At 36.3% G+C, this 23,938-nt stretch carries 19 protein-coding genes; 9 read left to right on the top strand and 10 right to left on the bottom strand.

Translation table 11 applies throughout. The features are described from left to right. The first annotated feature begins 141 nt into the window (after nucleotides 1-141). The 3 genes from ACXACQ_RS04845 to ACXACQ_RS04835 all read left to right on the top strand — a co-directional run bounded on the left by ACXACQ_RS04845 (nucleotide 142) and on the right by ACXACQ_RS04835 (nucleotide 3,284). Nucleotides 142-1,677 carry a sensor histidine kinase gene (locus ACXACQ_RS04845; protein ID WP_474974802.1) on the top strand — a complete coding sequence of 512 codons (1,536 nt, stop codon included), beginning with the start codon at nucleotides 142-144 and terminating at the stop codon, nucleotides 1,675-1,677. Further along, on the top strand, nucleotides 1,667-2,359 hold the full coding sequence (locus ACXACQ_RS04840; RefSeq protein WP_474974801.1) for a response regulator transcription factor: 693 nt from the start codon (nucleotides 1,667-1,669) through the stop codon (nucleotides 2,357-2,359). Before ACXACQ_RS04845 ends, ACXACQ_RS04840 begins: the two co-directional genes overlap by 11 nt. A gap of 196 nt (nucleotides 2,360-2,555) precedes the next feature. Beyond that, a complete protein-coding gene (locus ACXACQ_RS04835; protein ID WP_474974800.1) occupies nucleotides 2,556-3,284 on the top strand; it encodes a 1-(5-phosphoribosyl)-5-[(5-phosphoribosylamino)methylideneamino]imidazole-4-carboxamide isomerase in 729 nt (242 codons plus the stop codon). 64 nt (nucleotides 3,285-3,348) lie between these two features. Here the strand turns inward: ACXACQ_RS04835 and purE are convergent, their stop codons facing one another. From purE to ACXACQ_RS04820, 3 genes are read right to left on the bottom strand one after another with little or no spacing between them, the layout of a single operon-like run. Next, nucleotides 3,349-3,870: a 5-(carboxyamino)imidazole ribonucleotide mutase gene (gene purE, locus ACXACQ_RS04830; protein ID WP_474974799.1), complete on the bottom strand. Its 522-nt coding sequence runs from the start codon at nucleotides 3,868-3,870 to the stop codon at nucleotides 3,349-3,351. Beyond that, complete coding sequence (locus ACXACQ_RS04825; protein ID WP_474974798.1) at nucleotides 3,870-5,009, bottom strand: 5-(carboxyamino)imidazole ribonucleotide synthase; 1,140 nt, start codon at nucleotides 5,007-5,009, stop codon at nucleotides 3,870-3,872. Before ACXACQ_RS04825 ends, purE begins: the two co-directional genes overlap by 1 nt. Before the next feature lie 25 nt (nucleotides 5,010-5,034). Next, nucleotides 5,035-6,987, bottom strand: coding sequence for a peptidylprolyl isomerase (locus tag ACXACQ_RS04820; protein ID WP_474974797.1), 1,953 nt, complete (start codon nucleotides 6,985-6,987; stop codon nucleotides 5,035-5,037). Nucleotides 6,988-7,210: 223 nt separating this feature from the next. Between ACXACQ_RS04820 and ACXACQ_RS04815 the strand changes: the two genes are divergently transcribed. The 4 genes from ACXACQ_RS04815 to ACXACQ_RS04800 all read left to right on the top strand — a co-directional run bounded on the left by ACXACQ_RS04815 (nucleotide 7,211) and on the right by ACXACQ_RS04800 (nucleotide 11,759). Continuing rightward, the gene (locus ACXACQ_RS04815) at nucleotides 7,211-8,383 is read left to right on the top strand and encodes a CNNM domain-containing protein (RefSeq protein WP_474974796.1); all 1,173 of its coding nucleotides are present in this window, start codon (nucleotides 7,211-7,213) and stop codon (nucleotides 8,381-8,383) included. Nucleotides 8,384-8,532: 149 nt separating this feature from the next. Beyond that, a complete protein-coding gene (locus tag ACXACQ_RS04810) occupies nucleotides 8,533-9,576 on the top strand; it encodes a SanA/YdcF family protein (RefSeq protein ID WP_474974795.1) in 1,044 nt (347 codons plus the stop codon). Between the two features lie 69 nt (nucleotides 9,577-9,645). Continuing rightward, on the top strand, nucleotides 9,646-11,088 hold the full coding sequence (locus tag ACXACQ_RS04805) for an N-acetylmuramoyl-L-alanine amidase (protein ID WP_474974794.1): 1,443 nt from the start codon (nucleotides 9,646-9,648) through the stop codon (nucleotides 11,086-11,088). 95 nt (nucleotides 11,089-11,183) lie between these two features. Further along, nucleotides 11,184-11,759, top strand: coding sequence for a collagen-like triple helix repeat-containing protein (locus ACXACQ_RS04800; RefSeq protein ID WP_474974793.1), 576 nt, complete (start codon nucleotides 11,184-11,186; stop codon nucleotides 11,757-11,759). A gap of 39 nt (nucleotides 11,760-11,798) precedes the next feature. Here ACXACQ_RS04800 and ACXACQ_RS04795 read toward each other — a convergent pair whose 3' ends face one another. Beyond that, nucleotides 11,799-13,610 (bottom strand): MutS-related protein, encoded by a 1,812-nt coding sequence (locus ACXACQ_RS04795; protein ID WP_474974792.1) that lies wholly within the window; start codon nucleotides 13,608-13,610, stop codon nucleotides 11,799-11,801. 146 nt (nucleotides 13,611-13,756) lie between these two features. Here ACXACQ_RS04795 and ACXACQ_RS04790 point away from each other — a divergent pair, with 146 nt between their 5' ends. After that, a complete protein-coding gene (locus ACXACQ_RS04790) occupies nucleotides 13,757-14,164 on the top strand; it encodes a hypothetical protein (protein ID WP_474974791.1) in 408 nt (135 codons plus the stop codon). Nucleotides 14,165-14,220: 56 nt separating this feature from the next. Here the strand turns inward: ACXACQ_RS04790 and feoB are convergent, their stop codons facing one another. From feoB to ACXACQ_RS04770, 4 genes are all read right to left on the bottom strand, one after another. Next, on the bottom strand, nucleotides 14,221-16,338 hold the full coding sequence (gene feoB / locus ACXACQ_RS04785) for a ferrous iron transport protein B (RefSeq protein WP_474974790.1): 2,118 nt from the start codon (nucleotides 16,336-16,338) through the stop codon (nucleotides 14,221-14,223). Further along, nucleotides 16,339-16,563 carry a FeoA family protein gene (locus tag ACXACQ_RS04780; RefSeq protein WP_474974789.1) on the bottom strand — a complete coding sequence of 75 codons (225 nt, stop codon included), beginning with the start codon at nucleotides 16,561-16,563 and terminating at the stop codon, nucleotides 16,339-16,341. 182 nt (nucleotides 16,564-16,745) lie between these two features. Continuing rightward, complete coding sequence (locus ACXACQ_RS04775; protein WP_474974788.1) at nucleotides 16,746-19,718, bottom strand: AsmA family protein; 2,973 nt, start codon at nucleotides 19,716-19,718, stop codon at nucleotides 16,746-16,748. 43 nt (nucleotides 19,719-19,761) lie between these two features. Next, the gene (locus ACXACQ_RS04770) at nucleotides 19,762-20,154 is read right to left on the bottom strand and encodes a hypothetical protein (RefSeq protein ID WP_474974787.1); all 393 of its coding nucleotides are present in this window, start codon (nucleotides 20,152-20,154) and stop codon (nucleotides 19,762-19,764) included. 172 nt (nucleotides 20,155-20,326) lie between these two features. Here ACXACQ_RS04770 and ACXACQ_RS04765 point away from each other — a divergent pair, with 172 nt between their 5' ends. Then, a complete protein-coding gene (locus tag ACXACQ_RS04765; RefSeq protein WP_474974786.1) occupies nucleotides 20,327-21,208 on the top strand; it encodes a hypothetical protein in 882 nt (293 codons plus the stop codon). On the opposite strand, the gene ACXACQ_RS04760 is transcribed toward ACXACQ_RS04765, so the two are convergent. Then, on the bottom strand, nucleotides 21,205-21,900 hold the full coding sequence (locus tag ACXACQ_RS04760; RefSeq protein ID WP_474974785.1) for an OmpA family protein: 696 nt from the start codon (nucleotides 21,898-21,900) through the stop codon (nucleotides 21,205-21,207). The genes ACXACQ_RS04765 and ACXACQ_RS04760 overlap by 4 nt on opposite strands. Before the next feature lie 10 nt (nucleotides 21,901-21,910). Next, entirely contained in the window at nucleotides 21,911-23,923 is a 2,013-nt protein-coding gene (locus ACXACQ_RS04755; RefSeq protein ID WP_474974784.1) for an OmpA family protein, read from the bottom strand. Nucleotides 23,924-23,938: the final 15 nt, after the last annotated feature.

Genomic DNA, 23,938 nt, shown 5'->3' with positions numbered 1-23,938 from the left:
GTTTGGTTTTGATTCTATTACAAGTTACGCAGCTGATGAAAGCCGGTAGGTTAAATGCATGTTAAACTCTGTTAAAAAAGGTTAAATTGAAACTTGTACGCCTTTATTAAAGTATCATTGTTGTGAGCATTATAAAATAATATGAAGAGGCAGGTAATTGGAGGTATTATTATACTGATGTCAATAGCGCTAATCGGATTAGCGGGTTTTCAAGTGTATTGGATAAACCATGCCATTAGTGTAAATCAAGAGCAATTTGAGCAGAAGGTGCAGGAATCCTTACTGCAGGTTTCTAAAAGAATGGAAAAGCAAGAAGCTTTTAATTTTACCATTCAACAATTCAATCATCAGTTTCGAAAAAATTACTCTCAGAGCACTACCATTATTTTACAGTCTGGAGAAAACGCCCATGATACCTTACGTATTAATGATATTAATTCGGCCTCAGAAAAAGAGTATGAAAAGCAGCTGAGAAAATCAATGTCTCAAAACATTTACAATGAACTAAAGAATGCGCGCCAAGAATTAAAATATGCAGAAAGGTTTTTTAACCAAAATAAGGTAGCCAACAAATTTGACATGGTAGAAGTAGTGATTGAAGAAATGCTCCATGGTGGGCGAAGTATTCAAGAACGCATTAACCCTGAAATGCTCGATTCAATGCTTACTAATGAATTTAAATTAAAAGGTATAGACATTGATTATCAATTTGCTGTCTGGGATCACAACCGCGACACGAGTGTAGTTTACACCAACTCTCCAAAGCATTTGCATGAGTTAAAAAAATCTAGTCTTAGGGCTAGCCTTTTCCCTAATGATCTCTTTTTTAACTCAAACTTTTTAACCGTTCATTTCCCTGATGAAAACACCTACTTGCTTAAAAAGATGTGGGCCATCCTTACCACTTCGGTAGTTTTTATCTTGATTATAATTGGTTGTTTCTCATATGCTATTTATACCATCATAAGGCAAAAAAAAATATCTGAAATCAAAAACGACTTTATTAATAATATGACCCACGAGCTTAAAACCCCTATTGCTACAGTAGGCCTAGCTTGTGAAGCTTTGCATGAAAAAGAAATGCGCGGTAATGAAAGCATTCTTTTACGTTATTTAGGCGTTATAAAAGACGAGAACAAAAGGCTGTCGGATCAGGTAGAAAAGGTATTGCAAGCAGCTCTTTTAGAGAAAACCTCCTTTCAATTAAAGAAAACGACACTTCCACTACATGAATTAATAGCTTCAGCCATTGGCAAAATTAACTTTACTCTTGAAGCACGTGACGGCAAATTAACTCAACAACTCGCTGCAAAAAATGATGTAATAGTAGCCGATGCAGATCATATTTTTAATGTAGTAGTAAACCTATTAGATAATGCCATAAAATACTCTCCTCACCAACCGGACATTACTGTAAAAACATCTAACAAACACGATGGTGTGGTGATAGAGGTGACCGATAAAGGACAAGGGATGAAGAGGGATGAGCTAAAAAAAATATTTGATAAATTTTACAGAGTCCATACTGGAGACAGGCACGATGTAAAAGGCTTTGGCCTTGGACTTAGCTATGTAAAATCTATAGTAAATATGCACGGTGGAGATGTATCCGCCATATCAGAATTTAATGAAGGAAGCACATTTAGCGTGTTTCTACCTTTTAACGATGGAGAATAATTACAAATTACTTATAGTAGAAGATGACGAGAATTTAGGCCAAATATTAAAGGAGTATTTGGAACTGAAAGGCTATAAACCAGACCTGTACCGAGATGGAGATACTGGACTAAGGGCTTTTTATGCCAACCAGTATGACCTTTGCATTTTGGATGTGATGATGCCCAAAAGAGATGGTTTCTCGGTAGCTCAAGAAATTCGAAAAGAAAATAAGGAAGTCCCCATTGTGTTTTTAACAGCGAAATCTATGCGTGAGGATGCAATCAAGGGTTTAACCATAGGTGCGGATGATTATGTAACCAAACCATTTAGTATGGAGGAGCTTCTTTTGAGGTTAAAAGCAATACTAAGAAGATCTTACACAGGAAATAATATTCAGGACGTAGACCTATTCAAAATTGGATCTTACTTATTTGACCCTAATGCTAGAACACTAAAAGGCGAAAGCAATGAGGTAACGTTAACCACTAAGGAAAATGAGCTTTTAAAACTACTTTGCCAAAACCAAAACAAAGTATTAACACGTAAAAGTGCGTTAACCACCATTTGGGGAGATGATTCTTATTTTAACGCTCGCAGCATGGATGTGTACATCACTAAACTTAGGAAATACTTAAAAGGAGACGAAAATTTAAAGATACTGACCGTTCACGGTGAGGGATTCAAATTGGTAACGTTTTAAACATGAAATTCTCTACTTAAAACTGCTTTTCATCAGTGTTTATGTATTGGATATCTACAGAAAGTTTTGTACTTTACCGGACAATTACAAAGCGCATGTAACTTCAGACCAAGGATACCCGAACGGAAGTTGTACGAATATGGTTAATAATTTATAGCTGCTTTTTAATTTACCTAACAACTAAACCAAGCATTCGATGATTCAGATAATACCTTCCATTATTATCAGTGATGGAAAAGTGATACGACTGCAGCAGGGAGATTTTTCCAAAGAGAAGGTGTACGATAAAAGCCCTGTTGATTTAGCCAAGTCTTTTCAAGATCATGGCATAGAGGTGGTTCATCTGGTAGACCTTGATGGTGCAAAAAGGGGTGAACCTGTTAACTACCATATATTAGAAGCAATAATTGGCCATACTGATTTAAAAGTAGATTTTACTGGCGGAATTCATACTGATGGAGACATTAGCAAAGCCTACGAGTATGGAGCCAGTTATATTACTGCTGCAAGTGTGGCTGTGGCTCGAAAAGAGCTTTTTGCCTCGTGGATTATTTCGTATGGCCGTGAAAAAATAACTCTCGGTGCCGATGCTATCGATAAAAAAATTGCAATTAGAGGATGGCAAAAGAACACAGATATAGATTTATTCGATCATATTGATTATTTTTATTCTAGAGGATTAAAATATGTGAAGACTACCGACATCGAAAAAGATGGTGTTATGGAAGGACCTTCTTTTCATATTTATAAAGAAATTATAGACAAGTTCCCTGATATTTGCGTATTAGCAAGTGGTGGGGTTCGCAATGTAGATGACATCAAGCGCCTGAACGATATGGGCGTATTTGCTGTTATTTTTGGAAAGGCCTTCTATGAAGGGCGGATTCAATTAAAAGATCTTGAGTCTTTTTTAGTAAAGGCTTAATTTACGTATAACTTTAATACTCTGCATTAGCCACCTTAAGTGCCAATTAAGGTGGCTTTTTTTATTAAAATCCTATTTTCGATCCCCTCCAGCCCTGAGCTTCTACCTTCTTGGCCGAGTCTAAAACTTTTTCTTTCAGCTCCTTTTTATAATTAGCCAGATTATCTGCTACCTTTTCTTCGTAAGCACCTACCATTTCAGCAGCAAGAATACCTGCATTTTTGGCTCCATCTAAAGCTACAGTAGCCACGGGTATACCGCCAGGCATCTGTAATATGGATAATATAGAATCCCAACCATCAATAGAATTACTAGATTTTACTGGCACACCTATAACTGGTAAAGTAGTCATAGAAGCTACCATTCCTGGCAAATGAGCCGCACCACCTGCGCCTGCAATGATCACCTTCAATCCTTTTTTACGAGCATTTTCGGCATACTCCACCATACGTTCTGGCGTTCTATGAGCAGACACAATAGTTAATTCATAAGGAACCTCTAATTGTTCTAATATTTCTGCGGCATCTTTCATTACAGGCAGGTCTGACTGGCTACCCATGATAATTCCTACTTTTGCTTCACTCATTATGCAATAACTTTCAATGTATTTTTAACAAATTCTACTTTCTCTTTTAACCTGTTAAGGTCTTTATCCCTTACTGTAACGTGGCCCATTTTTCTAAATGGCTTAGTCAATGCTTTGCCATAAAGGTGTACATGCACCCCCTGCACGGCCATTACTTCATCAAGCCCTTGATACTGGGCCACTCCGGTATAACCTTCTTCTCCAAGCAAATTAACCATAGCTGCAGGTATGATCAATTCTGTATCACCAAGAGGTAAATTAAATATAGATCTTAAATGCTGCTCATATTGAGAGGTGTAATTGGCTTCTATAGTCTGATGTCCGCTATTATGTGGCCTCGGAGCTACTTCATTTACTAACACCTTATCATCTTGGGTTACGAACATTTCTACCGCTAAAATCCCCACCATGTCTAGCTCTGTGATTACTTTTTTGGCAATCTCCTCCGCCTCTGCATTAACCTTTGAAGATATTTCAGCCGGTGCAAACAAGTATTCAACAAGGTTTGCCTCTGGGTGAAACACTAATTCTACGGCAGGAAAAGTATTCAGCTCACCTTTTTCATTTCGAGCTACTATTACAGCTATTTCTTTTTTGAAGTCTACTAATTTCTCAAGCAACCCTTTTGCGTCAAAGGCTTTATCCAAATCCTCTGCTGTACGAATAACCTGCACACCTCTACCATCATAACCATCACGCCCCAGTTTATTTACCGCTGGCAAAAAGTCTGCATGAGCCTTTACATCTTCTTTGTTTTCTGTTAAAACAAAGTCTGCAGTAGGTATACCTTTCTCTTTATAAAATTGCTTTTGAGTTCTTTTATCTTGAATGAGCTCAATAACTTCGGGCTGCGGATAAACCTTTTTTCCTTCCTCTCTTAATTTCTTTAAAGCGGCTGTATTTACGCTTTCTATTTCAATAGAAATAACATCGCATTTGGATCCGAAACGATAAACCGTATCGTAATCCGTTAGTTTGCCAACTTCAAAATTGTTAGCAATGCTCTTACAAGGAGCATTGGGGTCTGGGTCTAAAATGTTGATGTTAATATTGAAATCTAAAGCAGATTGAATGAGCATGCGCCCCAACTGGCCTCCTCCTAAAATTCCTAATTGCTGAGTTTGCACCGAATCAGACATTAAATGAATGTTTATGGTTTGTGTTTTATTCAACTAATTCAACAGAAAGAATGTGATCTCCCACTTGCATGTGATGAACCACATCCATACCTTCTGTAACTTGTGCAAATATAGTATATCTTCCATCTAAATGAGGCGTAGGCGAATGAGTAATAAACCACTGAGTACCTTCAGTATCTTTACCGGCTGATGCCATGCCCACAGCCCCTTCTTTGTATCTTAGGTTGGCAAACTCTGACCTGATGGAATAATTTTCACTTCCATAACCATCTCCCCTATTACAGCCTCCTTGTATTACAAAATCAGGCACCACTCTATGAAAGTTCTTTCCATTGAAATAGCCTTCGTTAGCTAAACTTAAAAAATTAGCAACAGAGCCAGGAGCTTCATTAACCAAGAGCCTTAATTTGATTGTTCCTTTATCGGTTTTGATATTCACAACAGCATCTTCTGAAAGACTTTTAACTAGCTCCCAATTTATGGGGTGGTTATATTCATTAACCGTTTCAGGAAAGTCATCTTTATTTTCAAAATATGCAATAGTCTTATTTAACTCTTGCAGCGCTTCGTTGTCTCGTGGAAGCTGAAGTTTACTTTTTGCTGTATAAAGAAAGCTAATACTGTCATATTCGGCTTTAAAATCATAATCTGCATTGGATAATAAAGGAGAAATAATGGCTACCATAGCAATATCACCGTCTTCCATTGCTTGCTTAAAAATATCTGCAAAAGCAGGCTTAAGCTCATCAGGAAATTCAGGCTTCTTTCTCAAGTTTACCAAAGCACTTATACCTGCTGTGGTAATGGCCGGATGCGATTCTGAAAAAGTTTTGGTGATGATATATTCGTAAGCAGGCAAATATTCTGACAATGCTATAAGTAGTTCTGCCTTGTAATAATTATCATCGGAGGTATCGTATTCACTTTTAATTTCTTTGAAAATTTCCTCTTTGCTATGTGTTAATTTTAATGCTGTAGCCAATAGTAATGCTCTTGTTCTTTTATTTTTTTGCTTTAGAGCCATTTCTACTATGTAAGCATCTTCGCCCTCATCAGCTAAGTCATTAATAATTTGAGCTGCAGTAATTGCCGTGTTAACATTATCATCATTAAGAGCCTCAAAAAATATAGGCTTTACACGAGTATATGCATACGGCTTTAAGGCTTTTAGCGCATTAATACGCACTCTATAGTCTGCATCTTTTATAATTGATTTTGACAATGCATTAAATACTTTATCTGAGTTAATATTGCTCAGCGCCAAAGTTGCGGCCATTCTTACATTAACAGCAGAATCAGTACTAGCTGATTTTATAAGTTTTGTAGCATATGCCGATGTACTAGGAACAAGACACAGAAACTCTGCTGCTCCTAGCCTTGTCATGTAGGTATTTTCTGAATTTAATAACTCCGCACCCAGTTTCACCGATATTGGATCATAAACATTCCTCAGTCCAGCTCTGTAAATAGCCCATGCCATTCCCTCCTTTTCAAGATCGCTGTCAATATCCCAGTTGTATAGCAAAGGTAATTGTGGTTGCGTAATTACTTTACCTAAGGCTTCAAGCATCTCCTTCTTTACAATCAGTGTATCCTCTTCTGCAATGGCACTTACCAAATGTCGCACCACCGAACTGTCTCGACTTTGCCCCAAAGCATATGCAGAGGCCTTTCTCACCATGGAACTTTCATCATCAAGCAACAAAGCTAACATGGGTAAAGCCGCACTATCCTGTATTGAACCAAAAGCCAAAGCTGCTTCAGCACGATATTTTGATTCAGAGCTATCGAAATACCCCAATAACATTTCAGTATTTCTTTTGTCTTGCAGCTCATGAATGGCCACCATAGTGGAGTCATCGTAAATATTAATGTGAGATATAGTTTTGGGTTTTTCTTGCTGAGTACAAGAAATTGCCGCTAACCAAAACATGCTGATAATTAAGGATGTGTTATGCTGAAAAAGCCTGAGAATCATAATATACAGTTGTTAATAAGACATAATTATAAGTGGTTTTATCTTCAAATCACAACAAGGATTAATAAAATGCAAGGTCTACACACAGATTGCTCCCTGAGCAATCATTTCTACACATGCATAAAAGATTAAACATTTCTCGCTCCACTATATGGCTATAATCCGGTGCTATCCGCTATAAGAAGAATAGCATAGTATTTGAAACTGCTATAATAAATTTCATATGGCACTACTTATATTCTACCTATGTGTAGCAATTCTCATTTCATTTCTATGCTCTGTGTTAGAAGCTGTGCTTCTTTCCATCACGCCCTCATACATTGAGTCATTAAAAGAAAAAGGTAAAGAGCGGCTAAGCTTAGACCTTGGACACTTAAAAGCCAATATTGACAAACCACTAGCTGCCATACTATCTTTTAACACCATAGCACATACAGTAGGCGCTGCAGGTGTAGGTGCGCAAGCAGCAAAAGTTTTTGGAAATGACTATGTAGGGGTAACTTCTGCGGTCCTCACCTTACTCATCTTAGTGTTTTCTGAAATTATACCAAAAACTATTGGGGCAAGCTACTGGCGTTATTTAGGAGGATTCACAGTAAAGGCACTGCGTGTACTCATATTCTTAATGTACCCACTAGTATTACTTTCTCAAGGCATCACCAAACTATTGTCGGGCAATGAAGAAAAGAAAAGCATTAGCCGTGATGAGGTTTCCGCCATGGCCGACTTAGGTCATAAAGAGGGTATTTTCAGAGCAATGGAGTCAAAAATGTTAAAAAACATGATCCGCTTTAGAAATATCAAAGCTGAAGACATACTTACACCACGTACAGTAATGGTAATGGTGCAGCAAGATCATAGTACTTTGAATCTTTACAAAAATAAAGACTTTTGTAAGTTCTCTAGAATACCTGTTTTTAAAGAAAATCGTGACGACATTACCGGATACGTTCACAAAAATGATGTGCTTACCCAGTTGGCCGAAGATAACCACGACACCAAATTGAGAGATATCAAAAGAGATATTTTAATGGTATCTAAGGAAATGACACTACCCGTTTTATTAGATAAGTTTCTAGTAACCAAAGAACATATAGCTTTAGCCACTGACAGGTATGGAGGCGTATCGGGCTTACTCACTATGGAAGATGTAATGGAAACTTTGCTAGGCGCTGAAATTATGGATGAGTACGATAATGTTGAAGACATGCAGGACTATGCCCGAAAGAAATGGAGAAGAAGAGCTTTAAGTTTGGGCATCATTAAAAACGAAAACGAAGCCCACTCTGCAGCACCTGAAGTACAAAAAGAAACGGAAGATGTAGTACAATATGGCATTACTGGCGGCCAAGCACCAAGAAATAGTCATACTTCTGCTAAGAGTGAAAGTAAATAACCTAAAGAAGTTCGATTATAAGCAGCCTGAGCATTTTTTGATTAAAAAAACATTTTTTTAACAATAAAATCTCACATCATAGCAACTATTATTATACATTTACTGATAAGTTTTTTGTTTAATACGATTTTTTTGCCAGCTTATTCTCCATGAAAGGCCTTAAATTTTTACTCTTTTTATTCGTCATTCTTATACTGGTTTTACTGTTTCTGGTACCTTTTTACTATAGTGACCTAAGCGTACTTATATCAGACATTAATGCAGGAAAGAAAACAGCCTCATCAGCTTTTGATGAATTTACCAGTTATCTGGATAACATGGATAGCTGGAGTGTGCTAGGTCTTATGTTTTTAGCGGCAACCATTTTAGTGATTCATAGTGTTGTTGATCATTTCATATTACATAAGCTTGACAAATACTACTCGGGCAAATTTTATCTAGATGGTTTACTTTGGGTGAGTAAAAGGTTACTTACCCTTATATTTACCACCTTGCTATTCATGTTTATGACTAACCTTTTTGTTGACTTTTATTCTAACATGAGGATAGCTACCAAAACTGAAGATCTAGAAAAAAGAAAATATACAATACTATTACTTGGCACTAACAAGCACCTTTCTGATGGTGTGAATGAAAACCTTTATTATACTGCCAGAATTGATGCTGTGCAAGAGCTTTACGATAAAGGATATGTTTCAAAAATTTTAATAAGCGGAGATAATAGCACTAAAGAATATAACGAACCTCAGGATATGATGCGTAGCCTTGTAAAAAGAGGCATTCCTAAAGGCATCATCCGTTTAGATTTTGCTGGTTTCAGAACATTAGACTCCATAGTGAGGTCTAAGCGGTACTTTGGCATGCAAGACATTATTATTGTAAGCCAAGGCTTTCACCTACAAAGAGCACTATTTTTATCATGGCATTTTAATGTAGAAGCTAGCGGCTACGAAGCCAAAGGCGATATGAACTGGGCCATGTTCGTGCGAGAGCATTTGGCCGTACCTAAAATGCTTCTTGATATTGTAGTACTAAATACGCAACCAGAGTATGGCTCTACCGGCATTAGACCTCAAATTAGCTTTGGCCAAAGAAATTTGGTACTCATTTCTTTTATACTCATATATTTGGGGATTGCAATCTATTTATCTTATGATGCATTTGATTTTGGCAAAAAAAGACGTACGGCCTAACTTTATATAAGATAAATCTTTTGATATTCGCTGAAAATTTTCAATGTTAATAAATTAAATCATTGATCCATGAAAAATTCGATCTACAGGTTATTTATAAGTGGCTTATTCCTGTCTGTATTTATTTCATCTTCTTATGCTCAAAACATTGAGCCTATCCCGGTAAAGGATTTTTACAAGGATAGAGTTACCAGAAACTTAAAGTTTCTGTGTAAAGAGGCTGAATGTATGGATAACGTAGTAATAAATGACCGTGGACTTTACATCTACTCTACAAGCCAGAAGGTTAATAAACCAGAGTTTATTTTATACTGGCGCGAAATGCCTCACTTCAACGACTTGTTAAAAACAAAGTCTAATGAAGACATTATTGATATTCTTCAAAGAAAAGGCACTCAATACTTTTATGGCATCAAGGATACTGACGTTGATCCTGCAAAATACCCTGTAAGTGAATACAGAGGTTTAAAAATTGCTATTGACCCGGGGCATCTTGCTGGTAACATGCAGCAAGCTATGCTAGAGAAAAGATACGTAAAGGTAGAGGGTAAAAAATACAACCAACGCAGAGACATTGAGTTTTTTGAGGCTAACCTCACTTACACTACCTCGTTAGTTCTTAAGGAAATTCTGGAAGAGAAAGGCGCTAAAGTAATGCTTACCCATGATTATGGTAAAAGTGCTATGGGCAATACTTTTGCAGACTGGAAAGCTTCTGACAACAAACAAGATATCATCAACGGATACAAAGAAGATTGGTACGATAGAGAGAAACTAGAATATTTCCTTTCTGGAGAAGCTACAGATTTCATGTTGTTTTATGATGTATATAGAAACATGGACTTTATAGCCAGAGCAAGAAAAATTAATGAATTTAAACCTGACTTAACTTTAGTAGTGCATTACAATGCTTCTGAAGGAGGCCAGAGATATGAAGAAAAGTATTTACCTCCTGTAAATGAAAACTACAGTATGGTGTTCATCCCAGGTTCTTTCTTAGGTTTTGAAGTTGACGGAAAAGATCAATTAGATCAAAGATTTGAGCTTTTGAGGTTATTAGTATCTTACGACTTAGAAGAGTCAGACGTTTTTGCTAAAAACATCATTAAAGCATTAAATGATGAATTAAAAGTAGACGCAGTTCCTAGAGAGAACAACTTTGGTTTTGCTAATAATTATTCTATCATTTCAGACCTTTCTCAGGGTGTTTACCACAGAAATTTGTATTTAACCAGAGTAATAAAAGGCCCGATAGCATATGCAGAGGCTCTTTATCAAGACAATGAAAAAGAGATTCCTTTACTAGGCAAGTATGATTTTACCATTGACGGAATCAGAACAAGTAGCCGAGTAAAAGATGTAGCTAAAGTATACTCTAGTGCCATTGACCATTGGTTACAATACAATCAAGAATACGCCAAAACACTTGACGCACTGTACGAAGATAAATATGGTGATGAAGAGGAATACAAAGCCTTCTTAGAAAGTAAAGGAAGAAAAATAGAAGAATAAAATACCACTTATAAAAACTCAAAGCCTGATGATAACATCAGGCTTTTTTTTTGGCCTAATTCTTGGTAATTATGAACTATACAAACGATTAGGTTATGAGAAAATTACAAACTATACTATTAGCGCTTTTTACGTTGGGCTTCGCAGCTTGTGAAGGCCCTACAGGCCCATCTGGTCCAGTAGGCCCACAAGGAAATACCGGTGATCCCGGACCTTTAAGTTTAGTATTTGAATATGAAAATATAGACTTTAATGAGACGGACGATTACATTCAAGTACTCGACTACCCAGAAAGTGCCCTCAACGACATATATGACTCTGATGTCGCCTTGGTCTATTTCTTATGGAAAACCGAAGAAGATCAGAATATAGACTTAGATATCTGGAGACCTCTGCCACAAACTGTAATTACAGATAATGGCCTCATTCAATATAATTATGATTTTACTATAAATGATGTAAAACTCACCATGGACTTTAATTTTGACAGCAATTTATTAGAAGAGCAAGACACTCAAAACTGGATAGTGAGAGTAGTAATGGTGCCAGGAGAGTTTTGGGATCAGAACGGAAGAAAAAAAATGGACCTATCCTATGCTGCGATTAGCGAAGCATTAAACTTGCCCAATACGCCCATAAAAGGAGATACACAAATCATTAGAAAGAAATAAAAGATAACCAAGTTCCTCCATAAAAGAAAAGATCAGCCATTACAGCTGATCTTTTTCTATTTTAATACCTATCTTTTCCATTAGCTTACTTGCGTTGAAGCTATAGCAGGGGCCTGCCTCCATTTTATACTTAAAAATAATTTCATCGTTTACGATGGAGCTATTAAAACTAAAGTTTTCAACATTGGACATTTGCTTACTCAAGGTTGCCAGTTCCAAATCGTGCGTAGACACAAAGCCCATAGCCTCCAATGGCGAAAGTTGTTTTATTAGTGAAATGGCTCCTAGGTTTCTATCCTTAGAGTTAGTTCCCTTTAATATCTCATCTAGCATATACATTACAGGCTTTTGGCTAGTAGCAAGCAATTTCAACAATTGCTGTATTCGTTTAAGCTCTGCATAAAAAGATGAAACGTGTTCATCTAAATTATCCTCCGTACGCATACTTGTGAAAACTTGAAATATAGAAGTCTTCATTTCCTGTGCACATACAGGAGCTCCCATCAGAGCCAAAACCATATTTATACTTACTGTTCTTAAAAAGGTGCTCTTCCCTGACATATTGGATCCGGTAATAATATTAATATGTCCTTTCCCTTGCATTACGATGTCATTACATACGCGTTCTTCGGCACTAATTATCAAAGGGTGCCCCAGTGATGTGGCCTTAAATGTATAAGGAGCTTCGGTTATTTCTGCTACAGCATATTCTGGGTTGGCAAAGGCATAGCCGGCTATGCTACATATGCTTTCAATTTGTCCCAATGCATCAAACCAAGAGGCCAAATGTTGTTTATGCGCCTCTTTCCATTTCTCTGCAGCCAATAAAATGTGCAAATCAATAGCAAAAAACGTATTGAGTATTACATAAATTAAGTTGGCTCTACCATTAAGCAGGTCTAGCAGTTTTCCTAATTTAAGTATTGAATGAGATGGGCTTATGTTGTTTTTAAAAAACACACTTTTACATTCGGCCAGATATTCTGATTGAAACTCCGTTTTTTCTATTAACCCAATCATTCCGGCATATGCCTTCAATACTCGAAAGCTTTGGCTTGTGCGCTCTGCCAAATCGATAGAATAAATCGCATACTTTTTTAAAATGATAGTGTTTATTATTAACGGAACAAAAAGTAATGTATAGGCTTGCCCGCCAATAATATAAGCGAGTGTAATAATACTGCATGTAATTATGGGCATGATGTACGCTAAAGATTTATACCTACCATTATTGATAAGCTTAGGATCTTCCTCAACCCATTGTATTAACTCTGTTACAGAATTGGATTCATTTACTGATGACATACCCTTAGCTTGTAAGTCTTGTCGCCAATCCACTCGCTCTTTCAACTCCTCAACAGCTTGTTGACGTTTTTTAATATCAGAAATAGAAGCCGGATGTTTCAACCAGTCAGCCAAAGTTGAAATACCACTCGGTGTAACCGCTCTATTTAAGAGTTGAAACACCGATTTTTTTCCAAAAATATCTAAGTCATTAATATATGGATGTTGTGAATCTTTAAATTCTTCTGCACCATATAGTTGTGAAAAATCACCGTTTAAACGCTGAATTTCATGGTTATTTATATCCGCAATACTTTTTGCAAGGTTTCTTAACTGCCTTATTTTAGTATGATATTTTATAAGGAACCCAAAAACAAAAGGAAAAACAAAAAGCACTGAAAGTATACCTAATAAATAATTTTGATTGGCAAAAACCACTATTAGTATAATACTAAACACAAAAAGCAACAATCTTAAAGTGCTGATCCACTTATGTTTTTGTTCATAGCTTTTGAAAATCTGTTCGTATTTGCCAGCTCTAGCAGCAAATTTTTCCGCTAATTCCATATAATAAAATAATGATAATATTATAGATTATATTTACATTCATTCTAAAAAAGATAATTTAGATGAATTTTTTCTCGTTTAGTCACAATAATTGCTTATATTATATATAAAGAAAAATCTCACTAATAATATAAATGTTAAACCTAATGATTGAATATTCCGAATTTACTGACCTAAACAACGGGATCATCTTGAATGAAATCAACTCTCATTCGCCAAATCCTGATGAGTTTGATAATCATCTAAAGAAAACTTTAGAGGTGATACATCAAATAGACATGCCGAAGGTATTATTAGTAGACTTAACAAAGTCTAAACTAATAACACAAAATCAACGCGCCACAGTAGGCTACTTTTACAGAGAACACAGACACCTTATCCAAGATAAGCTTTGTGGAATTGTTTACGTTACGCCATCTCCTCTTTTGAAAGTTGCTCTAAAAAACATTTTTCTTTTAGGCTCACTTTCCATCGAATATGAGATTTTCTCCACAAGAGAAAAAGCGCTTAAATGGGCTTCTAGTAAAATTGAGCTCGTAAAAGCAGGAGATTAATAGAGGCTTTTTATTAAGCAAGCCACCTAAACCCATCACCCCCCACCCATTTTCTTTTAGGATAATACTTGGTATACGATAAATGCAGAGATGTAAGCTAAACCAGACATATAAAGTAACTGTATCAACGGCCACTTCCAGCCTTTAGTTTCTCTATAAACAATGGCAAGTGTACTCATGCACTGCATAGCAAAAGCATAAAACACTAAAAGTGAAAGCCCAGTAGCTACAGTATACCTTGGTTGTCCAGTATCGAGATTCACCTCATTTTTCATGCGGTTTTTAATGGTACTTTCATCATCTGTATTTCCTATACTATATATGGTAGCCATAGTGCCTACAAATACTTCTCTGGCCGCGAAAGAGGTGATAAGTGCAATACCTATCTTCCAGTCGTAACCCAGCGGTGTTATTACAGGCTCTATGGCTTTCCCAAATATACCTGCGTATGAATTTTCAAGTTTGACTGACTCTATCCTATTTTGATATTCTTCCTCACTCATAGAAGCCACTTCATATCTCTGCTGAACCACTTCTTCGGCTTTACTCATTCTATCTCCTGGGCCATAAGTAGCCAATACCCACAATACTATAGATATAGCAAAGATGATTTTACCGGCCTCAAAAACAAATGTTTTTGACTTCTCATACATGGTTAAACCTACATTTTTCCATCTCGGAATTTTATAAGTAGGCAATTCCATTACTAAAAAGCTTCGGTCTTTTGATTTTAATAAGAGCTTCATTACCACAGCAGATAAAATAGCCATAATAAAACCTAACAAGTACATTGCCATCAGCGCTATACCTTGCAGGTTAAGAAACCAGCCAAACAAATGTTTATCAGGTACAACTAGTGCAATAAGTATGGTATATATAGGCAGCCTAGCAGAGCAACTCATTAATGGCGTAACAAAAATGGTTATTAATCTCTCTTTCCAGTTTTCTATTGTACGAGTAGCCATAATAGCAGGGATAGCACAAGCCACTCCCGAAATTAAAGGCACCACGCTTTTGCCATTTAGACCAAACTTCCTCATAATTTTATCCATCAAAAACACGACCCGAGACATATAACCCGTCTCTTCCAAAATGGCTATAAATGCAAAAAGAATAGCGATTTGAGGAATAAAAATAACAATACCACCAATACCCGGAACTATACCCTCAGTAAGTAGATTGGTCAACATGCCTGGGGGTAAATTATTTGACAGGTAAGCTCCTAACTCCGAGAAGGTAAGATCGATAAAGTCCATAGGCACTGCCGACCAAGCAAAAATTGCTTGAAATATAACAAAGAGGATAGCGAAAAAAATTAAGTATCCCCATAGCTTATGGGTAAAGACGTGATCTAACCGTTGTGTCCAGCGTTTCGGTAACTGGGTAAAATTCTCTTTTATAGCTCCATCTATAAAATGATTAATGGCAGAATACCTTTCTAAGGTTTCTTTTCTTCTTAAATCATCTCTAGAGAAATTGTGCTTTTCTATTATATCAGCCAGTAAGTTTTTCTCATTGGCTGTTAAAGCTTGGTTAATCGTATATTGTTGAAGCAACTGATATGCTACATAATCATCCTCAATGGTGAAAATTTCCTTTACAGCATCTATAGCTGCCGCGGCATGATTTCTAACCTCAAAAATAGTTTTGAAAGGAATAGGCTTAAGGTCAATAATGGCCTGCTTTAACTCCGCTACTCCATTTCCTCTACGCGCCTTCATGGGAATAACAGGCACACCAAGCTCATTTGACAGAGCCTTCTCATCTATGCTTAACCCTGTTTTCTCCACAATATCCATCATATTAAGTACTAATATGGCAGGAATGTTGAGATCGTGAATTTGGGTGAATAAAAGAAGATTTCTTTTGAAATTAGAGGCATCAACTATAACCACAACAGCGTCAGGATACAATGGGTTTGTTTTATCTCCCAGTATATCAAACACTACTTTTTCATCTGTAGAATTAGGGTATATGCTATAAGTACCCGGTAAATCTATAATTTCTACTTTGTGGTCAGCATCTAATCGGCATAGGCCCGTTTTTTTATCAACAGTAACACCAGGGAAGTTCCCTATTTTTTGATTGAGGCCTGTAAGGTGATTAAATAAAGAGGATTTGCCTGAGTTAGGGTTACCAACTAAGGCTATTTTAGGGACTTCATTTTTAAACATCTATTGTATCGAAATTGTAATCGCCTCATCCAACCTGAGGGAAAGGTTATATCCGGCTACACTTACACATATTGGATCTCCAAGGGGAGCTGCAAAATTATATTTAATTGGTTGACCAGGAAGACAACCCATTTCTAAAAGTTTTAAAGAAAGCGCATCATCATTAAACCCATTGATTATTCCACTTTCTCCTGGGGCGAGGTCTATTACACTTTTAATATTCACGCTCTTTTATTTAGATTAAATATAAACTATTGCGAAGATATGACCTACGGGTTTTATTCGCAAAGATTTAAATTAAAATAAACTCACAATTTTTACTGATTTTACTCATTTTAGGTTGATTGAAAGTTCTAAAATCGCATTAACGAATAAAGGCACTCTTAAGAGCGCCTTTATTCAATTTATTAGTCTTTCTTCTTATTAAAGAGATCTTTAATCTTATCCTTGGCTTCTTCTTTCACCTGATCTACAACCTCCTCTTTGGTTGGAGTTTCTTTATTTTCTCCATCCTTATTCAGTATATTATCTATAACTTCTTTAGCCTTTTCGTCTTTTACGTTATTAAGTGCCTCTTTAGCAGCATCTTTCACTTCTTCTTTAGCTTTTTCTTTAGCGGCATCCTTTACTTGCTCTTTTTGGTCACTCATTAGTAAGTTTACCTTAGGGTCATCGTAAGTGCCTCCTATTCCCAATTTTACAGGAATTGTGGAGCCAGAATTAGTCGATGCTCCATACTGAGCTAATAAGCCATTTAGCTGAGTGCCTACTTTGCCCGCTGGTACGTCCATTTTTAAACTATAATTTATACCTCCGTCTAAAGCTGTAGCTCCAGTTATTGAAGTGGTATAGTCACCTACTTTCACGTCAAATGGCTCTACCTTCAGCTGACCGTCTTCTATTTTAACTTTCATTAAAACGTTTTTCATTGTCACCTGATCGGTATCATTAAGTTTAGTAAGGCTTGTAATTCCCTTTATGATTTTAGAATTGTTGATTGAAGCTTGCAATATATTTAATAGGCCGTTAGCTGTAACAGTTCCCATATCTGGCATCATAGACTGATCTAATAGCCCACTGATATTGAAATCAGTAGAGACATTACCATTTACTTTTTCAGCTATAGGCGCAAAGGTCTTTACTACATTAAATGTCTTGAAAGCTTTTTGAATTGATAATGAACTTACATCCAACTTAAAGTCATATTTCGGTTTTTCTATATCCCGAGCATCATAAGAACCATTAACGACAAAACCACCCTCTAGTAAATTAAAAGTTAAACCCGATAGATTAGCTATTCCATTTTTAACTACGATATCTCCCTTAGCATTGGTAATGGCCATATCCATTACGTTTACAGTTTTAATAGATGACTTAAGTATAAAATCAATGTTTTCAGGTACCTGAATGACTCCGTAAGATTCCTCCTCTGTAGTAGTGGTAGTGGTGGGCTCCTCTTCTTCACTCATAAATTCATTCAAATCCAATAAATTAGAATTGAAGTTCATAGTTCCTTTCAGTATCTCATTGTCACCAAACATATATCCTATGTAGTTTGATACTGATCCCGTGATCTCCATATCACTTTTACCCACTGTTCCTTTATAATTATTTATAGTAACATTTTTAGGGTCAAATGCTAAATCAGCACTAGATATGGTCACGTCATATGGCAACTCAGCATCTTTATAACTAAAGTTTTGTACAGTCACTTTACCACTTGTTGGCAGCTTATCATACTTCTCTGCTTCCAAATCGGACATAATACCTTTAGTTTTTAAATCAGCCTTAATCTGTCCAGCCAGTTCCATCCCTTCTAAAGGAAATACTTGGGTGATTTTTTTAAGATCAACTCCACCTTTAGCAGATACATCCCAACTATAATTTTCTAAATTGTTTAGAGTAAGGTCTGCTTCAAAAGGCTCACCATCCATCACCATTTTAAAATTATTCACTACAGCATGGAAATCGCTCATTTTACCTGTAGCATCTTCTACTTTGGCACCAAAGCTTAAGTTTTCTAAAGCATATGGAAACTCTGAAGTTTTGATATACCCTTTCTCCATATTCATAGAAGTGCTGATCTTAGGCATAATATTTTTTACACTATCATAAACTCCCGAAGCAGTCAGCTCCACATTGAATAATCCACTAACAGCCATGCCATCAAGAGGGAACATACTGCTCAATTCTTTCAAGTTCAGCTTTGCTTTTAGCTCAGCATCCATATTATAGTTGTAAAGATTTTTAAGCAATAGCTTAGCATCTACTGGATTTTGCCCAAAATCCAAGTGCATATTTTTTAGGTTGACCACTGTATTATCAATATTACCATCTTCGTTATCCACCGCTAAATCCAAGCTAATATTTTCAATAGCTGTTGGTAGATCTGGGTATTTAAACATGGCATCATTTACAGCTAACTGCAAATTGAAGGCTGGCAGAGTAAGGCTATCGTATTTTCCTTTTACTGCACCAGAAAAAGAAAGTGTTCCATCCGTTTCAATATTATTGAAACTTTCTGTGTATATGCCCGGCACTAATGAAAGTAGACTTTTAAAGGTGTTTTCCTTTGTACCGTAAGTCAGGTTCATATCCATACTGCCGTCATCCAATAATGCCAAATAACCATCAAAACTCATGGCAAAATCGTTAATCTTGGCAAAGTTATCTTGGAAGGTATATTTGCTGTATTCATCACTTATTCGCAGTACAGCATCTATTTCTACTTTCTTATTAGTGATGTATTCCGTACCATCAAAATTAACCGTAACCGAATCAGCTTGAGTATGGGTTGTTAAATCAAATTCATCTTGAGTGAAATCTCCGCTTCCTGAATGATTTAAATTCTCTATCTCCATTGTAAAAGGAAGTGAGGCATCATCATAAACTACATGACCATTTATAATTTGCCAATGATCTATACCAATATTATAATTTGTAGCTACAGTGTCTGATTCCACTTGTGCCGCTGTATCATCAGATATTGCTATATCATAATTAGCCGTACCATCTTCAAGCACCTTTATGAATACCTCTGGATGATTGAGTTCAACACCTTTGATCTTAATCTGATCTCCTAAAAGACTAAAAATATCAATCTCTACTTCAAATTGCTCAACAGCAAAAAGTATTTGATTATCAAAAGGAGCTCTATTAATTACTCCAAAATTATTTAAAGACGCGGTCGCGTTAGGAAAATTCTTAAACAAGGAAATGCTAAAATCATCAACATCCCACACAATGTCGGCATTGACTGATTCGGCTAGGGCTTTATCAACTGCAACTTTAATATCATCTTTAAATACTACGGGCAGTATAAAAGCTGCAGCCAGCAGTATTACAATAATACTGGCAAATACTATTAGGATTTTCTTCATGACAAATTGTTAAGGTTTTACGCTATAACAAATGTAATAAAGATTAATTGTAAATGTTAGAGGCAAAACTGGTACGCTGTAGTGTTACCATAATATCGTTTGCAAAAAGTAATTTTATTTGATGAGGTTTAACTTTTACAATATCATAACGAAGCTCAACACCATTATCAGGCCTAGTTAATGTAAAGCTTTCACTATCAAGATTCCAAGTATAATTAATCACAGAAGAGTCTTTTAACAAAAATGAATCTTTGCTTCCGTATACTTCCAGTTGAGCCTTATGGTCATCCATTAAAATTAATTTTCCATTTGCATGCTCGTTATCAAGCTTCCACTCTACATTCCACACGCTATTATTAATTACCTTATCTGTAGACTTACATCCAAAAGCCAATAGCAAAGCCAATAAGCTGGTTTTTTTAACAATAGAAATCATTGAAATACTAACGCAAGGTAGGTGAGAAACATTGTTATCATTCTCAATATTTAATACAAAAAATAAAGGTGTGTTAAATTAAAATATGCTCAATGTTAATTTAATGTTAACAAACATTGTAAATACAACCTTATTGTGTTAACTTAATGTTAAGTGACAAGTGCAGTTGACCATGAAAACACATTTACTCCTACTCTGCTTCCTTCTTATTTTTGGCTTAACCACAGCCAATTCACAAACTCATAATTTGATTTTTCACTCTGACTTAGAAAAGGAAGCCATTCTTAATTTCTCAGAGAATAAAAATGCAGACAATCTATTTCTGGTAATGATGGCCAGTACACCTTCAGCAGGCCAACAGCAAGTATCTGAAGCACGAGAAATTACTTTACCCATAATAGAAAAATATAAAAAGGGGCTAAAAAATGACCTGATGTCATCAGCACAGGTTTCTCAAATGTTTTATAAAGTGCATCGCAAGATATTAAAGAGATATCAGCCCTACACGCCTGTTGCCTCCATGATGAAGAGCGGCCATTATGATTGCCTATCGGCCACGGCATTATATGCTTACATTTTATCTGCCCTAGGCCAGAAGTACGAAATCATGGAAACAACGTATCACATTTATCTTAAGGTAAACACCCAACAGGGGTGGGTTTTACTAGAAAGTACAGATCCATTAAATGGGTTCATTTCAGAGAAAAGCATTATAGAGAAGCAGATTGCTTTGTATAATAAGGAGCAGTTATTAAATGAGCAGTTTCATCAATTTTCTCAGCATATAAATGATGCTGTAGCTAACGAGTCTTTGGTTGGATTACTTTATTATAACTTGGCAGTGGATAGCTACAACAACCACGACCTGGTTTCAAGTATTAATTTATTCGAAAAAGCTTCATTATTTCATAATACTGCAAGACTCCAAGAATTTGGTAGTGTAATCAAACAACAGTTATTAGCCGACAGCAATATCAATGAGACTACCCAATATAATTTACTTTTAAGGTTAAACAAAGTATTGGATAATCCGCCTACATTGGCCGTTCGTTAGTTCTTTAATATTCTTACCTCTACGCGTCTGTTTTGACTTCTAGCCTTGTCTCCTTCTTCTCTGGATAGAGGCTGGGTCCCTCCAAATGCCTTTGTTTTTATCCTTTTCCTGTCAATGCCTCTTTTCGTAAGAAACTTTTTAACAGCTTCAACACGCTTTTGAGAAAGTTTCATATTCTTCCGAGCATTACCTCTAAAATCAGTATGGCCCTCTAGTTGAATCTCCATATTTGGATTATCCTCCATCATTTTCACAAAATTGTTGAGCTCTTCGTAAGATTCTACGGAAATATCTGCGTCACCAATATCAAAAATTAATTTATCGAGCCGTATTAATTGACCAATTCCATTAGGAATTAAATTGATGATCAGGTCTTTGCTTTCCGCAAAATTAGTGGTTTCTGTTTTTGGGAAAACACCACTGTATGGGATAAACCCCTGAGCTTGAACTGTAACTCTGTAATCTTTTTCTAACTGAGCCAAAAAAGTGAAGTTGGAACCTTTGAAAATTCCAACTTCACTTCCATATGGTATACTTTCGTATTTTATCTTAGCTTCTACCGCTTCATTCGTGTTTGCATTGATTACTTTACCGTGCACCTCAACAGTATGCTCGGTAGTTTCGCCTTGCCCATACACATCCGTACTAGCAAACCCCGCAATGATTAACCATAATAGACGCCTATAATGCATTTTTTGTGAACTATTGTTTCACTATTTCAAATTCTACTCTTCTATTTTTAGTTCTTCCGGATATGGTTTCATTACTTTCAATTGGTGCTGTTTCGCCAAAATACTTAACTAAAATTCTATTTGCATCAATACCTTTATTCTTAATATAAGTCGCAACAGCATTTGCCCGCTCTTTAGACAAGGTCATGTTATATGACTCTGGTCCAATATTATCAGTATGACCTTTCACGTTAATTGTCATACTTGGCCTTTCATTCATCAACTTAACAATTCTATCTAGCTCTGGGTAAGATGCTGGTTGAATTTCAGATTTATCGAAACCAAAGAACACATTATTTAATGCTACAGTAGCATTCTCTTCAATTGGTACTAAAACCAAATCCTTCTGTGATAGCTTTAACGAATCACCTTCTTTATAGTTACGCAAATCTAAATTTACATTTTCAGCCACAAATCCATCAGCTTCTGCCCTTATGCCATATTGCTCACCAGCAGGAAGCATAATCTCATATTGCCCAGTTTCAGGGTTGGTTTCAGCAATACCTATTTCTTTACCATCAGAAAGCCTTTCATAAATTACTTTAGCTCCCAACGGTTCTTTTGTTTTACCATTAGTAACCTTACCCGCTACATTAATAACTGGTTCTGGCTTTTTAAATAACGGCAACCCTATTCTAAAAATATCCAAGTCTTCTTCACTAACGCCCTGAGAGTAGTAGGCAAAATCACTATTACCAGGAATATTGAAAAATAAATCTTCATACTGCGAATTAATTGTAGGCCCTAAGTTTTCAGGCTCTGACCAATTAGTCCATGTATCATCTAGCCTTTTAGAAACATAAATGTCACTACCACCAAAACCGCTATAACCATTTGATGAAAAATATAATGTAACATCATCAGCAGCCAAAAATGGTGACGCCTCCTCTCCTGCAGTATTTATCTTATTAGATAAGTTTTTCGGCTCAGTCCATGTACTATCTTCATTTAAAAAAGACACATACAAATCTCTTCCTCCATGAGAATCATCTCTCATTACAGACATTAAAAGTACTTTTCGGTTATTAGCAAGGAAAAAGTTAGCCTTCTCTGAATAGTTGTAATCATTCTCTATTACTAGAGACATTGGCTTAGACCACTTGCCTGTAGCATTTGAGCTTATCGAAACTCCAGCCATCATTTTATCTCCACCTAAATACTGATTACCCAATACTAATAGTACCGACTTGCCGTCTGGAGTTACAGAGCTAACAAAGTTGGGGCCCGCATTATTTAAGGTAGGCCCTGCGTTTTGAGCCAGTTTCCATTCGCCATTTTCATCTAGCTCCGAATACCAAATATCCTCTTCGTCTTTCTCTCCACCCATATTATCCGGATGGTTCTTCCTTGAAAAGTAAAGCGTTTTACCATCGGGTGATAGTAACGGCTTATATTCTTTGTATTTACTATTGATATTTTCACTGAGCCTCTCCTTATCAATTTCGGGATTGATAAAATCTGGCGTGGTGATTTGTGGTATAATAGGAATATCAGAATCGGAGATAGCCACAGCATCAATGCTATAATACTCAGGAACGGCAGCTCCATCAAACTCTAACTGAACGGCTTTTACCTTATAATCTGTTTGTTCTATAAACAGATTAAGCATCCGCCCCTTTAAAGGCACCGGCTTAGGGCTAAAAGTATTTACGATATGCTCAGCACCGCCTTCATCATACGCCAATACTCGATATATAGCACTGGGGTTGTAAGATTCAGCAATGGCTATTTGCCTTATCTGAATAGGTGTATCAAAACCAACTTTAATAAATTCCTTTTTATTTGCTCTTTCTGGTGTCCATGCATTAGGACTCTCCCCACCTGCTGGGAGCACATTAGGCTTGCCTAAAATCTGATTTGCCGAATATTGCACAGGCGTAAGCTCAGATGAAAACTCAAGAACCTCCGATGCCCATTGCACTTGCTGAGCTACCACGCTGAGGTGGATCAAAGTAAAAACAACTATAGGTAAAACTTTCTTCATGAAATTAGAATTACA

Source organism: Fulvivirga sp. AWR4_260, from assembly GCF_056158185.1.
This window is presented reverse-complemented; position numbering and strand designations above follow the sequence as displayed.